This window comes from Microcoleus sp. AT8-B5 (assembly GCF_036705565.1).
Lineage (GTDB): Bacteria > Cyanobacteriota > Cyanobacteriia > Cyanobacteriales > Microcoleaceae > Microcoleus.
Genome location: NZ_JAUBUY010000030.1, coordinates 1 through 14,377, shown reverse-complemented (window position 1 = coordinate 14,377; position 14,377 = coordinate 1). Strand labels below are relative to the sequence as shown.

The following is a 14,377-nucleotide window of genomic DNA, read 5'->3' as shown; positions in this document are numbered from 1 at the left end:
CCAGATAAATAATTAACCGCAGCGGTTAATTAGCGGGTAGTGAAGGTTACGGAATGCTAACATCAGCTTGCAATATCATGGCTAGCAGTTGAGAGTCAGTAGTGATCCGTTGGAAATTGGCAGTTGTGATGGCCGAGCGTAATATCAGCAATAAAGAGTTGGCTGCTTTAATTGGAATGCACCCAACTTCCTTTTCTAGACTCAAAACCCGCCGCCGACTCACGAGAATTGACGAAGCCACTCTCAGCGCTTTGTGCAGAGCACTGAACTGTCAGCCTGGGGACTTAATGGTTTACGAGGAGGACAATCCCGATGGCTTAAAATGACATAATTAACACATTAGAGCGCAGCAGGAATGGAGGTTCATGAATCCAAATACGATTAAGCCACTAACTCTACCCTCACTGCCATTGGCCGATCGCTCTCAACTTCCAGCCTGTCCTGCCGTATACTTCGTTTTAGACGGTGACGCGGTTTTGTATATTGGCAGGACTAGGAACCTTCAACAGCGTTGGCTAGCACATCATCGCTGGTATCAGCTAAAGGTAATGAGCGGTAATATTCGGATTGCTTGGCTCGAATGCAGCGATGCTAGTCTGCTGGTAGCTATTGAAAAAGCCTTGATTGAACACTTCCAGCCATCTCTTAACCAAACAAGGGTTGGAGGCGAAGAAGACACCATCAAACTTGTAATTCCCAAGGCATTGAAGATCAGGTTCAAAGCCTTGTGCGTTCGTGCGGAAAGGGATATGAGCAGCGTCGGAGGTCAACTAATAGAAAACTGGTGTCAAGAGCAAGAGCAAGCCCAGGCGAAACGGGATGAGTCAAACACCTGAAGGGGCGACACCAAAGAGGCGTACAAAGAAAGTACGATCGATGTATGAAGTAAATTCCCAGTTGCCTAACTTGCCAGCAAAAAACCTAAAACGAGTCACCAGCTACGTTCCTCCAAACGCCTACAACGTCTTGGAAGATTGGGCCAAGAAAGAAGACCGGACAGTCAGCAATCTCGTAAGTCGGATTGTCTCTGAAGCTGTAGATGCTTACTTGGCTAAACAGACTACAGAAGATGAACCCAGCAGCAATTAACCTTTGATCTCTACGCTGATGGGTCATTCTCAACTGCCAACCTGTCGGGCCGTTGATTTTGTGTTGGAGTGGGGTTGGGTTTTTGGGTCTTTAGATTACTATAGCCTAAACTAGATTGTGGTGTGCTACCTTGGCTTAAAAAATCTCTAAAAAATTTCCAGTCAGGTAAAATGACATCGTGAACACGCTACCCCCAAACAATGTGAGTCCTGCAAAATCTCCCAGAGTTGCCTTTTACCCGCCGCCCGAAATTAAGGAGAAGTTAGAAAAACTGGCGAGTATTGAGCGTCGTTCGATTTCCCAAATGGCATTACTTTTGGTGGAAGAAGGACTCGAAAGAGCGCTGAAGGAAGGCAAGTTTAATGAATCCAAAGACGATTAAACTAGCAACTACCACTGCGCGCGATCGCTCTCAACTGCCTGCGTGTCCTGCCGTGTACTTTGTTTTGGACGGTGACGGGGTAAGGTACAATAGGGCAGTAAAAGCACAAACAACAGCCTTGCCAGCAAAACTCCCCAGAATAGTTGTATATCTTCCAGAAGAACTTAAAGCAGACCTAGAGCGGTTAGCCAAATCGCATTATCGGCCGGTCTCGAATATGGTGTTGACATTAATTCAAGAAGCAGTAGATGAGGCTAAATCTGAGGGGAGAATTCAAAGCGAAGAGCGATCGCAGCAACAGAAAAGCGACAGCGACGAGTAATATCATTTAAGGTTGTTTCTGGATTATTTAACCGCAGAGGACGCAGAGAGCACAGAGGAAGAGAAGAGAGAAATGTCTACTTCCTGCTTCAGCTCGGTTGGTCAAATTCAGCAACCTGTTTTTGACGAAGAGAGGTAATTGCTAAGACTAAAACACTTAACGTAAGACCTAAAATCGCATAACTCGGTAGTGAAAAAATAGTTACTTTAAACAAATAAGGCAATTCCCCCCCCTTCCAGTTCCACCGCTTTCCTAGAAACACCAACAGCCCGCCATGAATCACTGCGGTTTGCACCATGACACAGCCAACGCCCAATAACCAAACCGACATTCTTTGCCTAGAGAAGGCACAATTTTTAATCTGAAAACATAAATCATTCAGCAAAAAAACCACCGCCGGTGCTAACATCACAGAACTGGTGGGCTGAGAATAGTTGATAGCAATACTCAAAGTAGAAATTAGCACCATTTCAGATAAGTCAACCTTTTTTGACCAAGCATTGCGAGATTGTTTTTTGTAAAAATACCAACACACTAAACCAACTAGCACCAGAACAATCAAGTCAGAAAATAGCTTCGCCACGAAGGGACTATCGGGGAAAAATCTCGGCCCCATAACCCTTAAATCAAGGCGACTCATAGAAATATAAGCATTATTCGATGGATCGTTGAGCCAGAGTGGAAATCCACGAGTCGCATCCTGTATAAATCCTGTTAAAGAATTGCCCGTTACAGCTAGACCTATAACTGCCAAAACAGTTACCGTGACTATAGATATAAAAACTAGCTGAAACCGTCTTTTGATTAAAAAATAAGGAAGAAACAATATAACTAAAGTTGGTTTAAAAAGGGCAATTCCTAAGAAAAGTCCTGCAATTATATCCCGATCATTTCTAGCATAAATAAACATCCATAACAGCAGAACCGCAATAAAAGTTGCCACATTGCCAACTTGAAGATCGAAGACAAAACCGTAGAGGAATGCAACTGATATACTACAAATAGTCCTAAAAGCTCGTGAGTGGGACTCCAACAAAATATTCGCTCCCCATAAAACAAAACCTGTGGCAATAAGATGCAGCCAAATCCAGATTGTGAATGCAGTCTTCATCGGGAAATAGCCCAAAAACCACAGCGGAGGAATGATATTAGGTGGATAAACAAAAGAAGGAATAAACCCACACACTTTTGTGATGCTACAGAAACCGCTGTTAAACACCTCGACATTAAAGGGACTCAAATGCTGATGGGCTAATCTACTCGCTACATAAAACCACTTAAAATCCCAGTAAGGCGGATCGGGCCGAGTAGTCAGATTGTAAACCAACCAACCGGTATAACAGAGAAATCGGGTGAGAACTAATACAATAACTGCTTGCAAAATAAAGTTAACGATAGGTTGACGAAAAAACTGAGTCAACCTTTGGCTCGAAGGATGTTTGAAAAACAAAGAATCTTGCCATGCTGTTTTTTCGGTATCTAATCGCCAATTAAATTTGAGGAACAAAGCGACGGTAATTATAATAATTATATTCCAGAATCCCAAGCTAATCATAGGTCATAATTTTGATCAAATTACTATTTGATGATATCACAACCAGAAATTATCTCATGTCCGATCCATCGACCCTAATATCCCGGTCGGGGCGGGTTTTTGAGATAGTAAATTATTAACAGGTATTGTTGGTGAACCCGCCCCTACAAAAATCGCGGTTGCTCGACCGGACATCATATTATTAACTAAAAATCAGCCTTTGAACCTAGAATATAGACGTTTATTCCTGGTTTCAACCTAACTCTCTTTCCTCTCTATTCTCTGCGTCCTCTGCGCCCTCTGCGGTTAAAAAAAAAATCCTATTCACAAACGAAATAGCATTGCCATCCAAAAGCCCGATCGCACTTTAGCCCCTTATAACCCTGTTCACCCCCAAACATATGCGTTAACCTAGTTGACTACAACTTGTACCGCACTCCCCAACAAAATTCATGCTTCCCCGCATCCAAGAATTAGCCGCCACCCTAGCACCCCGCTTAATCGAAATACGCCGCCACATCCACTCCCACCCCGAACTCAGCGGCCAAGAATATCAAACCGCCGCCTACGTAGCCGGAGTTCTCGCATCCAGCGGAGTCCGCGCCATCGAAGGAATCGGCAAAACAGGAGTGCTCGGCGAACTCAAAGGCAACAGCAGCGAGTCCCGGTGGCTGGCAATTCGCACCGATATGGACGCTTTGCCGATTCAAGAACGCACTAACTTAGAATTTGCCTCCCGCAACGAGGGAGTCATGCACGCCTGCGGCCACGACATCCACACCACCGTCGGTTTGGGCGCAGCAATGATATTGTCTCAGCTAGAGGAAAAATTGCCCGGTAACGTCCGCTTCTTGTTTCAGCCGGCGGAAGAGATTGCCCAAGGTGCTCAATGGATGATTAAAGACGGGGCGATGCAAGATGTTGACGGCATCCTCGGAGTGCACGTTTTTCCGACGATTCCCGGCGGTTGCGTCGGTATCCGCCACGGGGCCCTGACGGCGGCGGCAGATGACCTAGAATTGATTGTGATGGGCGAATCCGGCCACGGTGCGCGTCCCCACGAGGCGATCGACGCAATTTGGATTGCTTCTCAGATAATTACCACTTTGCAGCAGGCAATTAGCCGCACGCAAAATCCTTTGAGGCCACTGGTTTTGACGATCGGGCAAATTAACGGCGGACGAGCGCCGAACGTGATTGCCGATCGAGTAAAATTGCTGGGAACCGTGCGATCGCTGCATCCAGAAACCCACGAAAAACTGCCGGCTTGGATCGAACAAATTGTTTCCAGCGTTTGCGCGACTTACGGCGCTAAGTACGAACTCACCTACAAGCGCGGCGTGCCCGGAGTCCAAAACGACCCCAAACTCACGCAATTAGTCGAAACTGCGGCTTTAGAAGCTTTAGGTCGATCGCGCGTCCAGATTTTACCAGAACCATCCCTCGGCGCGGAAGATTTTTCGATGTACTTAGAACACGCACCGGGAACCATGTTTCGCTTAGGAGTGGGACTGACTGACAAACCGAACTATCCCCTCCATCACCCGCAATTTGAGGTTGATGAAGCGGCTATTGTCACCGGCGCTGTCACCTTGGCCTATGCCGCCTACCAATATTGGAAACAGCAAGCAAGTAGGTAAACTCGCTTTCATTGAATTACCCGTAATAAGATTGTGGGGTGGGTAATAGCTCAAAATTGCTTGATGTAAAGTTTATTTGCGCCTAGCTGCTTAACAGAATTCTGGCAACCAAACCACCTTATCTTCCGCAATTCCCCTATAGCAGTCGCTAAATGTGCTAACCTACAATCAAAAATCCCCCAATTTCAACTATCGCGAGACAGATAACCGTGTTCGCTCAAGCACCTCCAACTCCCAATTACAAATGGTTTAGCTGCATTTCTAGGACTGTTTTCACCGCATTGTGCCTGTTACCTCTTTTCAGCGCTGCGGGATACGCCCAAAGTCCCCAAAATAGACCCATCAAAATCGGCGTGGTGCAGCGGTTTGGCACCAAAGCAACCGACAAACTGACGCTGAAAGCATTACCGGGCGACAGCTTAACTTTGCGTTACAAAACTCCTCAAGGCATAGAAACCAAAACTGCTGCTAGCGTCAAGTTAGAAATAGCCCCGAAACCGCTGGAAACGCCCTTAGTAGAAGAACGAGTGGTACTAAGTTCTCACCGCAGTTTCGAGAGTGCGGAAGACAGCGCTAATCAGTGGCGCGCCCAGGGAATTGAGGTAGAAATTGCTCAACCTTTTCGCTGGCAAGTTTGGGCAAAAAGAGATATTTACAACTCTCCTTTGGTGCGGCGCTGGCTGTTGCAAAGTTTGCAAGCTCAAGGGAACACAACAGCTTTTTTGGATTCCAAAGTTTTGAAGCAAATACCCCAGGCTTTTTGGGTTTTAAACGGCTTTCGTTTCAACCGCAATGAGTTGGATGTGACGGCCGGTAAAAATGTGATTGAGGTATTGGAACAAACTACCCAAGAGGCGACAGCTATTGAACCAGAAAAAGCTATTCAACAAACTCGCCGTTATGGTGGGAATTTGCGCCTGCAAAAAAATGCTTACGGCACTTATACTTTGGTGAATGAAGTGCTGACGGAAACTTATTTGCGGGGTGTTGTTCCTCACGAAATTGGGGCTTTTTCGCCTTACGCTTCGATTGTCGCTCAAACTATTTTGGCGAGAACCTACGCCCTGAGAAATTTGCGCCGGTTTGCTGTGGATAATTATGAGTTGTGCGCTGATGTTAACTGTCAAGTTTATAAGGGTTTGACGGAGGTTTACCCGCAAAGTGATAAGGCGATCGCCCAAACGATCGGTTTGGTGCTAACTTACGAAAATCAGCTAGTAGACGCGCTCTATTCCGCGTCTAGCGGCGGCGTGACAGCCTCTTTTAACGATGTGTGGCAGGGCGCGGAACGTCCATATTTGCGATCGATCGTCGATTCCCCTAATAAGGTGTGGGATTTGTCCAAGCAGAGTTTGTCTGACGAAAACAATTTCCGCCGCTTTATCAGTTTGGAAAAAGGGTTTAATGAGGAAAAAGAAGACACATTTCGGTGGCGCGAACCCGCTTCTTTGACCGCGATTGCTGGATTTCTCAAACAGTATCTTCAGAAGAAACAGCACCCGATGGCTAATTTGAAAACTGTCACTCAGGTGGAAGTGGTAGAAAGGTCGCCCGCAGGTCGAGTTTTGAAAATGAAGGTTCAAACTGACTTGGGCCCGATTGATATCGACAAAGACGAGATTCGCAATGCTTTTTACCCGCCGATTAGCACGCTTTTTTACCTAGAACCAATTTACAATCCAGACAAAACTCTCAATGGTTATGCTTTTGTCGGAGGCGGTTTTGGACACGGCGTGGGAATGAGTCAGACTGGTTCTTACAATTTGGCTAATTTGGGCTGGAATGGATCTCAAATTCTGGGCTTTTATTTTCCCGGCGCCCAAGTTGTCCCGCTTAGCGATAACATTACATTTTGGCGCGAATAGGCGATCGAAGTCTGCCTAAGAGTCGGCGAGTTAAATCGCCACTACACAAATAAATTTCGCGCCACGCCAGACTAAATATTAGCCGTAAAACTTTTAGATTTTAGACTTTGGATTCTAGATTGGTTTCACAGTTAATCTAAAATCGGCCATCTAAAATCTAAAATTATTGGGCCAGCTATCTGCTCAAACAGCTACGAATTCATAGATGGGAGTGAGAGACTGCTGGCGGCTTTGTTGCAGTGTTAGACACCGAAACCCGGTTTCTTAAAATAATTGCCGTATTTCAGCTTCTTAATTCTGGAAACGAGCAACCGGGTTTCTTAGGGTATCACGCAGAGCGTCCTTTCTTAGTAGAGCTCTTCTTCTTTGTGAGTTTCGATCGTACAGTCAGACTTGGGATAGGCGACGCAGGTGAGGACAAATCCAGCTTCGATTTGGTCGTCGTCCAAGAAAGATTGGTCGGATTGGTCAACTTCGCCTTTGGTAATTTTGCCGGCGCAGGTGGAGCAAGCTCCAGCGCGGCAAGAGTAGGGGAGGTCGAGTCCTGCTTCTTCAGCAGCATCAAGAATGTAAGTATCGTCATCAACGTCAATGGTCTGGTTAATTCCTTCGGCTTCGCTGATGAGGGTAACTTTATAAGTTGCCATGCACTAAATCCTCTCAAAAATTCAACAAGATTGATAATTTTTCCTAATGCAACCTTCAAGGCTCTATTAGCTTTGAGGTTAGGTATTAGGTTCGTTCCCTCTATGATATTAGGGGATATAAGGGAGGTTGACACACTTATTTACAAAATATTTGAATGGGATTAGTTATAACTTTTTCTAATTTCATCTTGATTACTTATACCTATCTTGGGTTCAGCCTTGTGATACTGTTGCCGCAAGACTTGCGCGAATTAATCCGGTTTCTAGGAAAAATCCTGTTTTGAGCCCTACAGCACAAAAACCGGGTTGTGGGTATGCGCTGTGTCGATCGAGTTTCAGCAAGACTTGCTGCAAGGCAAGTCCCTGCCGGCGGTGAAATGTATAGTTAGATCGACATCAAGACTTGGGTGTTGAAGGCTCGATCCCATAAATCGCACCACAACCACAGGTTAAAATCGGGGCCATAGAACCCCTAAACCCCTGCAGCGCAAGTCTGTAACTATCTAAAATCTTAAATCTCAAATCCCATGACTAATATTGATACTCGCTTTGGTTTTTCAGTTAATTCTCCAATTCGCGTGGGGATTGTGGGTACTGGTTTTGCCGCTAAGTTGAGGGCCCAGACAATTCAAGCTGATGGGCGATCGCACTTGGTAGCGCTTGCGGGCCACTCCCCGGAGAAAACCGCAGAATTTTGTCAAGGGTTCGGGGCAGAAGCTGCGGTTTCCTGGCGCAAGCTGGTAGAAAGAGACGATTTAGATTTGGTGATTGTCTGTACGGTGAACCGGGATCACGGGGCGATCGTCCTGGCAGCCCTAGAAAATAACAAGCACGTTGTGGTGGAATATCCTCTATCTTTAGACGTATCTGAAGCAGAAAGGGCGATCGAACTTGCAGCCCAAAAGCAAAAACTCCTCCACATCGAACACATCGAACTCTTAGGCGGTTTGCACTCCTCAATCAAAGAATCTTTGCCCTTAATCGGTAAAGTTTTTTACGCCCGCTACATTACTATTACTCCTCAACATCCAGCGCCGCAGCGGTGGACTTATCAACATTCCCTCTTTGGCTTTCCGTTAGTTGGTGCAATTTCGCGACTGCACCGATTTACTGATTTGTTCGGGGAAGTGGCAAGCGTTAACTGTCAAGCTCAATTTTGGGACAGTCAGCCGGATTTCTACAAAGCTTGTTTGTGCAACGCACAGTTGCGCTTTGCCAATGGCGTTGTCGCTGAAGCTGTTTATGGAAAAGGAGAGACTTTTTGGCAGTCGGAAAACATTTTTACTATCTACGGTGAAGCAGGAACGCTGGTTTTCACTCCTGAATCCGGTCAATTTATTCAGGGAGAAAATCGGCGCAACCTCAAAGTAGGAACGCGGCGCGGCTTGTTTGCCAAAGACACCGATATGGTGTTGGAATATTTGTCAAACGGTACGCCTTTGTACGTGAATAATGCCAGTAGTTTGTACGCTTTGAAGGTGGCAGATGCTGCGAGGCGATCGAGCGAAACTCGACAAACTATCGCACTTATAAATTAATAAAAAGCTAGGAAAAAGAAGGTTATTTAATTTGGGTAAAAATCCAATATAACTGAGATATTGCACCCTTCTCAATTACCTATAGCAATCCTCGCATCATTTGTGTAATTCTTGTAGGGATCGCGAATTAAATAATTTACACTCTTGAAAGTGGGTTGGGCTCTTATAGCCCGCCCTTTCTGGACGGGCGGGACGCCCATCCCACAAGAACCATCAAAATTCTAAGTTATTTAATTCTCATTCCTAGAGGCAAACCCCTCGTGGTTGCCCCCATGATGCCGGGTAGGCAAAGAAAGGCATTACCCCTAAATTTTTGTACGACTCCTGGAAGGATTGCTATAGCAATCCTTCCAGGAGCTGAGCTAGTTTCCATCCCAAAAAGATGGATTCAAACTGTCGAAGTTTATGAACAAGGATAGGCATTCCGGGAGGCACGGAAATGGAATATCAGCTTCAATAGTGGTATAAAAGTAATGATGGCGATGGAGCTCGCCGAAACCGCCCTTCGTTATTAATAATCTTCATAACGTTTAAAAGGCTGATGGCTCCTACTGTTCCGACTTGTGGCGGAAGGGTAGGATGGTGCGGATGCCTCGATCGATCTTTCCCCTACAAGTCACCTTCATCGATTCAAATTTAAGGTGGCGTGATGTTAGAAAGTATAATCTGGATTTTATTAATGGGCTTTTTTGTCGGGCAGATTGCTCGACGGCTGAAAGCTCCAGCACTCGTAGGTATGGTGCTGGTGGGCATTTTATTAGGCCCGCAACTGGGGAATGTCATTAGCCCAGAGGTTTTGGGCGCAGCGAATTCTCTTCGCACCATAGCCGTGATGGTGATTTTGATGAAGGCGGGGTTAGGACTCGATCGCGAAAAGCTATCCCAACAGGGAACCGTGGCGCTGCGATTAGGCTTTCTGCCTGCTGCTTGCGAGGCTATCTCTATTGCTGTCGCTGCGATGTGGCTACTTCAGTTTGATTTTTTGACGGGGCTACTGCTAGGCTGCATCATTGGCGCAGAATCTCCAGCAGTAATTGTTCCCGGAATGCTGCGGTTAAAAAGTCTTGGTTGGGGAGTAAAAAAAGGAATTCCCGATGCAATTCTGACGGGAAGTGCCTTGTCAGATGTATTGCTGTTGCTGGTGTTTAGCCTACTGCTAGCTTTTCTGTCCCAAGGGAAAGCTACAGCCATTACCTTACTCGGAGGAATCACCCTCAGCCCTCTGCAATTACTGCCATTTCAAATCATCATCCAAATTACCTTGGGGGTGCTGTTGGGATGGGTGAGTGCTCGAATTTTGGTGGCACTATTAGTCAAGCAAAACTGGACTCAAACTGCGGTTCAGGACTCCCTAGTGGCTGCTGGCTTTGCCCTAGGGCTGGTAGTATCAGCCGAACATATTCCGGTTTTCTCTGGCTATTTAGCTGTCATGGGGGCGGGGTTTTTCCTGATTGAGTTGGATGCGCCTTTAGCACGAAGATTACGGGGTGGGTTTGATAGTTTGTGGACGATCGCGGAAATTATTTTGTTTGTGCTGCTGGGAGCAAGTATTCAACTTAATGTATTAGGCAATACCTTGCTGGTTGGTTTGTTGGTGTTGGCGATTGGGACTCTGATTGGGCGATCGCTCGGTTGGTATCTTTCCACCTTGGGTAGTAATTGGACTGGGAAAGAACGGCTGTTTCTGCTAGCAGGAAATTCGGCTAAGGCAACGGTACAGGCGGCAATTGGGGCGATTCCCCTAGCTCAGGGCATTGCTGGTGGCGAGACGATTTTGGCGATCGCAGCCCTCTCAATTTTAGTAACGGCTCCCTTGGGTGCTTGGGCAATTCCTACCTTTGCTCCCAAACTATTAGAAAAAGGCGAAGTTGACCCGACCAAAGTAGCGATTTCCGGCCGTCCAGTTTTTCTCGCCGCCGTAGACAATTCTCCCCTAACAACAGATGTTTTAACTAAGGCGGCAGACTTAGCTCGGCGCAGTGACGGGGATGTGATTGTTTTGTATGTGGATAACCTGGGAGATAAAAAGGCGATCGCCCAATTACAACAACAAGCACAACGAATCTTATCAGATATTCGCTATGAGTTCCTGAGTCTTTCTGGTACAGTGCCAGAGGAGATTATCCGCGTGGCGCAAGCTCGGCAAGTGACATATATTGCGATCGGAAAACGAGGGCATCAACCTTGGGAACAAGTGCTAGTAGGTTCAGTTTCTCAAGCCGTATTAGAAACCAGTCCTCTTCCTGTCATCTTGGTAGAATCTAGTTACAAGTAATCCCAAATATGGGTTTTATATCCCCTCGATCCTCTTCTCCCCTCTCTGTGTCCTCTGCGCCCTCTGCGGTTCATAATCAAGGCGTTATTTAACCCCGATTTAGGCTCGATCGCAGCGAGCCTAAATTTATTCAAAAGAATTTTTTATTATCAAACCTCTCCTTCAATTTGAGCAGTTCACAGTCATTCCGCAACTGGGCAAGTGGTTCATTGTCAGTCTAGGCAGACCAAGCTTCGCGAAAGTCAGCATAGAGGGTCAATCCACCATCAATATAGAGCGTTTGTCCCGTAATGTAAGCCGCTTCATCTGATACGAGAAACGCAACAGATGCTGCCATTTCCTCCGATGTGCCTGCCCGTCCCATTGGGATATGGCTTTCCACTACTGCCTTTTGTTCTGGATTGTCCGTCCAGCTTTCATTAATCGGTGTAATCGTCGCACCGGGCGCAATAGCATTGACACGGATGCCTCGGTTTGCGTATTCCAACGCTAGGGTTTTAGTCAGATTTCCCATGCCGCCTTTGCTGATGGAATAGCTAATATACATCGGGCGGGGAATGATTTCATGCACACTCGAAATGTTGATAATCACGCCAGGGCGCTGCTGCTCTAACAGATGCTTAATGGTTTCCCGCGCACAGAGATATGCACCTCGCAAATTTACTGCAATCACACGATCGAATTCATCGGTTGGCACTTCATGGGATGCGCTTTCTGTTTGAATCCCAGCATTATTAATCAGGATATCGAGACTACCAAATTTATCAATGACAGTATTCACCATACGAAGGATGTCGTCTTCTTTGGAGACATCTCCCTGAACTAATAGGGTTTCAACCCCGCATTCCGATGCTTGTCCACAGGCTTTTTGCAGAGCTATTTCTTCCGTATCTTCTGCCTCTTCTAAGCTTTTGCGATAGTTAACGGCAATGTTGCAACCTTCTTGGGCGAGACGAATGGCGATCGCCTGCCCAATGCCTGAACTCGCTCCAGTAATTAGTGCGTTTTTTCCCTTTAAACCTTTCATAATTGCTCTCCCAGAGATTCACAACAAAATATCTTAACCGAAACCTTAAGCCAACTGGCTTCTACATCAACCAGAAGGTTGTTCTGTCTTTTCCCCACGCATTTCATCAATATCCAGGATGCCGATCGCCACCCCCGCGATCGTCCGGGAGCATCTCATATTTGTAAAAACACTTATTCGGGATCCTTCCTTCTTCCTCTTTCCCCGCAGCAAGAGAGCCTCAAAATTCCTGCCTCAAAACTCCAATTTTGGGCTGGGCTGCTTTCATTGAGATGCTCCCAGTGCTAAGCTGTTGTGCATTTAAACTGAATGTCACAAAACAATCCCCTTGGGGTGGGGTGGGCCTAATATCCCGCCCAGAATATGCAATTTAAATGCGTGACAGCTTATATACCTTCTTGATTTGATTTATGCTGACCTAATTATTGAAGTTTCCCCGCAATTAGACCAAGCAGCACAATCAGACCTAATGCTCTACGAAAGTAATTAACGCCTTGAAACAATTCTTCCCAAGCCCAAGTAAACAAAGAGCCAAAGGCTACTATATCCAACCCTAGATTAACTTTTCCTGTTGTAACAATGAGCGTTAATAAACTAGCTATAATCCCGACACTCAGTGGTAGATTTGGCATCTGAGCTATAACAATTTGACCTTCGCTGTCGCGGAATGTGCGATCGAACAATGTGTTTTCCATGAGTTTCTCGTGTCAATGTAATAAATAGAATCAGGTTAACATTCAATACAGTTGGTTTTTTGGGGATGATACTACAAGCTTTAGATGGCAAGGAACATAAGAAAGTCGAATTAAATGCAAGTCAGGAGTGGAGATGACATTGATTTAATTATCCACCGGGGCTCAAAGTCATAGAAAATTAGCCATTGGGTCCTAGAAAAATAGTCCGCACTATTGAACAGTGCAATATAGGATTTATCCTGAATCAAGTTTTTTGGGATTCCCTGTCATGAATTTATTCGGCTTGTTTTTTCCCTTATTTTAAGTAGTTTTATGTGAGTGGGTAGAGGGTATTGTTATAGTAAATTTCCCAAAATCAAAAATCATCTATCGCTTGGAAGAGTTTAGAGTAAAAGGTGATCTATAATTGGACAGACATCATCGATTCTATAGTATCGCATCGAGAGCGATCGACTTCATGCTCAAATCCAAGGTTAGCAATTCACAAGTCTAAACCTTTTCGTCAAGCAGGATTGAACCTTGGCAGTGCAGTAATTTCGGTTGACACTGCTTGAATTGATTGTGTAGCCGCTATTTCTGATCGATCGCTCTCAGCATCCTGACTCACAAAAAATGTAGGCAGCGTTGCTGTCAAATAACCGCATAGGGCGATCGATTAGGAAGTTCGCGCTCAAACGCATAAATTCCAGCCGCGCCAATTAGAGTGACGATCGCTATCACATTACGCAAGAGGAGCAAACCGCTTTAAAAACAGAGCAGGCACAATGACTGGAATCCCTGCACCGATACAAATGAGAGCTTGAATAAAACTAAGCGGTTGGGTAGCAAATAGCGGGTTTATGAAAGTCAACTGGCTAAAGAAAACTTGAAATATAAACACACAAGCCACACCGATCGCAGGAATCAAGGCAATTTCTGGAGTGCGATATTTAAAATACGCAAACAGAGATGGAATACATTGGCTAATACTCAATAAGTAAAAGGTTTCTGCGGAAACGATGGTATGGACTGCCATTGTCCGAGCCAAATTGATATTACCTGTGGCTTGCGAAGCCAATTCAAAAATTCCAAGTACAGCAATGAGATTGAAGATGGAAATAATCAGGATGCGCCACAGCAATTTTTTCGTTAATAGGGGTTCATTGGGACGGCGGGGCGATCGCTGCATAGTCTCAGGTAACGAGAATTTACGGCCTCTAGGCTCCCGTGCAAACACAGTGTGGTGTCGGTAAGTACGGGTAAGGCAAGCTAGTTCAACAGTTGTAATGCTTTATATACAGTTGTGGTATATAGCAATCCTAAATGATTATCAAGACTATGATACTATTATATGCAATACTCGATCGTGAATAAAAAGATGAAT

General features: G+C 45.6%; 14 protein-coding genes and 1 riboswitch. Of the genes, 9 read left to right on the top strand and 5 right to left on the bottom strand.

Annotation, left to right across the window (positions count from 1 at the left end; genetic code table 11):
- The first annotated feature begins 101 nt into the window (after positions 1 to 101).
- From QUB39_RS19670 to QUB39_RS19650, 5 genes are all read left to right on the top strand, one after another.
- Positions 102 to 326, top strand: coding sequence for a helix-turn-helix transcriptional regulator (locus tag QUB39_RS19670; RefSeq protein ID WP_333056967.1), 225 nt, complete (start codon positions 102 to 104; stop codon positions 324 to 326).
- A gap of 39 nt (positions 327 to 365) precedes the next feature.
- On the top strand, positions 366 to 836 hold the full coding sequence (locus QUB39_RS19665; RefSeq protein ID WP_333056968.1) for a GIY-YIG nuclease family protein: 471 nt from the start codon (positions 366 to 368) through the stop codon (positions 834 to 836).
- The gene (locus QUB39_RS19660; RefSeq protein ID WP_333212612.1) at positions 820 to 1,089 is read left to right on the top strand and encodes a ribbon-helix-helix domain-containing protein; all 270 of its coding nucleotides are present in this window, start codon (positions 820 to 822) and stop codon (positions 1,087 to 1,089) included. The genes QUB39_RS19665 and QUB39_RS19660 overlap by 17 nt, the downstream gene beginning before the upstream one ends.
- Positions 1,090 to 1,291: 202 nt before the next feature.
- Positions 1,292 to 1,471, top strand: a complete 180-nt coding sequence (locus QUB39_RS19655) for a ribbon-helix-helix domain-containing protein (protein WP_333212614.1) — start codon at positions 1,292 to 1,294, stop codon at positions 1,469 to 1,471.
- Positions 1,452 to 1,793 carry a ribbon-helix-helix domain-containing protein gene (locus QUB39_RS19650; RefSeq protein WP_333212616.1) on the top strand — a complete coding sequence of 114 codons (342 nt, stop codon included), beginning with the start codon at positions 1,452 to 1,454 and terminating at the stop codon, positions 1,791 to 1,793. Before QUB39_RS19655 ends, QUB39_RS19650 begins: the two co-directional genes overlap by 20 nt.
- An 88-nt stretch (positions 1,794 to 1,881) precedes the next feature.
- Here the strand turns inward: QUB39_RS19650 and QUB39_RS19645 are convergent, their stop codons facing one another.
- Positions 1,882 to 3,348: a glycosyltransferase family 87 protein gene (locus QUB39_RS19645; protein ID WP_333212618.1), complete on the bottom strand. Its 1,467-nt coding sequence runs from the start codon at positions 3,346 to 3,348 to the stop codon at positions 1,882 to 1,884.
- Between the two features lie 431 nt (positions 3,349 to 3,779).
- On the opposite strand from QUB39_RS19645, the gene QUB39_RS19640 reads away from it, so the two are divergent.
- Both QUB39_RS19640 and QUB39_RS19635 read left to right on the top strand, forming a co-directional pair.
- A complete protein-coding gene (locus QUB39_RS19640) occupies positions 3,780 to 4,967 on the top strand; it encodes a M20 family metallopeptidase (RefSeq protein WP_333212620.1) in 1,188 nt (395 codons plus the stop codon).
- Positions 4,968 to 5,176: 209 nt separating this feature from the next.
- Positions 5,177 to 6,832, top strand: a complete 1,656-nt coding sequence (locus QUB39_RS19635) for a SpoIID/LytB domain-containing protein (protein WP_333212621.1) — start codon at positions 5,177 to 5,179, stop codon at positions 6,830 to 6,832.
- A gap of 347 nt (positions 6,833 to 7,179) precedes the next feature.
- On the opposite strand, the gene QUB39_RS19630 is transcribed toward QUB39_RS19635, so the two are convergent.
- Entirely contained in the window at positions 7,180 to 7,479 is a 300-nt protein-coding gene (locus QUB39_RS19630; RefSeq protein WP_333056974.1) for a ferredoxin, read from the bottom strand.
- 527 nt (positions 7,480 to 8,006) lie between these two features.
- Between QUB39_RS19630 and QUB39_RS19625 the strand changes: the two genes are divergently transcribed.
- Positions 8,007 to 9,017 carry a Gfo/Idh/MocA family oxidoreductase gene (locus tag QUB39_RS19625; RefSeq protein ID WP_333056975.1) on the top strand — a complete coding sequence of 337 codons (1,011 nt, stop codon included), beginning with the start codon at positions 8,007 to 8,009 and terminating at the stop codon, positions 9,015 to 9,017.
- Between the two features lie 469 nt (positions 9,018 to 9,486).
- Positions 9,487 to 9,575: riboswitch (Fluoride riboswitch) on the top strand.
- Positions 9,576 to 9,666: 91 nt separating this feature from the next.
- Positions 9,667 to 11,292, top strand: a complete 1,626-nt coding sequence (locus QUB39_RS19620; RefSeq protein ID WP_333056976.1) for a cation:proton antiporter — start codon at positions 9,667 to 9,669, stop codon at positions 11,290 to 11,292.
- 217 nt (positions 11,293 to 11,509) lie between these two features.
- Here QUB39_RS19620 and QUB39_RS19615 read toward each other — a convergent pair whose 3' ends face one another.
- The 3 genes from QUB39_RS19615 to QUB39_RS19605 all read right to left on the bottom strand — a co-directional run bounded on the left by QUB39_RS19615 (position 11,510) and on the right by QUB39_RS19605 (position 14,182).
- On the bottom strand, positions 11,510 to 12,319 hold the full coding sequence (locus QUB39_RS19615; RefSeq protein ID WP_333056977.1) for a glucose 1-dehydrogenase: 810 nt from the start codon (positions 12,317 to 12,319) through the stop codon (positions 11,510 to 11,512).
- A 422-nt stretch (positions 12,320 to 12,741) separates the two neighbouring features.
- Positions 12,742 to 13,014 (bottom strand): hypothetical protein, encoded by a 273-nt coding sequence (locus QUB39_RS19610; RefSeq protein WP_333056978.1) that lies wholly within the window; start codon positions 13,012 to 13,014, stop codon positions 12,742 to 12,744.
- 721 nt (positions 13,015 to 13,735) lie between these two features.
- Positions 13,736 to 14,182, bottom strand: coding sequence for a cation transporting ATPase C-terminal domain-containing protein (locus QUB39_RS19605; RefSeq protein ID WP_333056979.1), 447 nt, complete (start codon positions 14,180 to 14,182; stop codon positions 13,736 to 13,738).
- Positions 14,183 to 14,377 lie beyond the last annotated feature (195 nt).

Coding starts and splice junctions, on each gene's coding strand:
- QUB39_RS19665 (WP_333056968.1), top strand. CDS start 366: ATGAATCCAAATACGATTAAGCCACTAACTCTACCCTCACTGCCATTG.
- QUB39_RS19660 (WP_333212612.1), top strand. CDS start 820: ATGAGTCAAACACCTGAAGGGGCGACACCAAAGAGGCGTACAAAGAAA.
- QUB39_RS19650 (WP_333212616.1), top strand. CDS start 1,452: ATGAATCCAAAGACGATTAAACTAGCAACTACCACTGCGCGCGATCGC.
- QUB39_RS19645 (WP_333212618.1), bottom strand. CDS start 3,348: ATGATTAGCTTGGGATTCTGGAATATAATTATTATAATTACCGTCGCT.
- QUB39_RS19640 (WP_333212620.1), top strand. CDS start 3,780: ATGCTTCCCCGCATCCAAGAATTAGCCGCCACCCTAGCACCCCGCTTA.
- QUB39_RS19630 (WP_333056974.1), bottom strand. CDS start 7,479: ATGGCAACTTATAAAGTTACCCTCATCAGCGAAGCCGAAGGAATTAAC.
- QUB39_RS19625 (WP_333056975.1), top strand. CDS start 8,007: ATGACTAATATTGATACTCGCTTTGGTTTTTCAGTTAATTCTCCAATT.
- QUB39_RS19620 (WP_333056976.1), top strand. CDS start 9,667: ATGTTAGAAAGTATAATCTGGATTTTATTAATGGGCTTTTTTGTCGGG.
- QUB39_RS19615 (WP_333056977.1), bottom strand. CDS start 12,319: ATGAAAGGTTTAAAGGGAAAAAACGCACTAATTACTGGAGCGAGTTCA.
- QUB39_RS19610 (WP_333056978.1), bottom strand. CDS start 13,014: ATGGAAAACACATTGTTCGATCGCACATTCCGCGACAGCGAAGGTCAA.
- QUB39_RS19605 (WP_333056979.1), bottom strand. CDS start 14,182: ATGCAGCGATCGCCCCGCCGTCCCAATGAACCCCTATTAACGAAAAAA.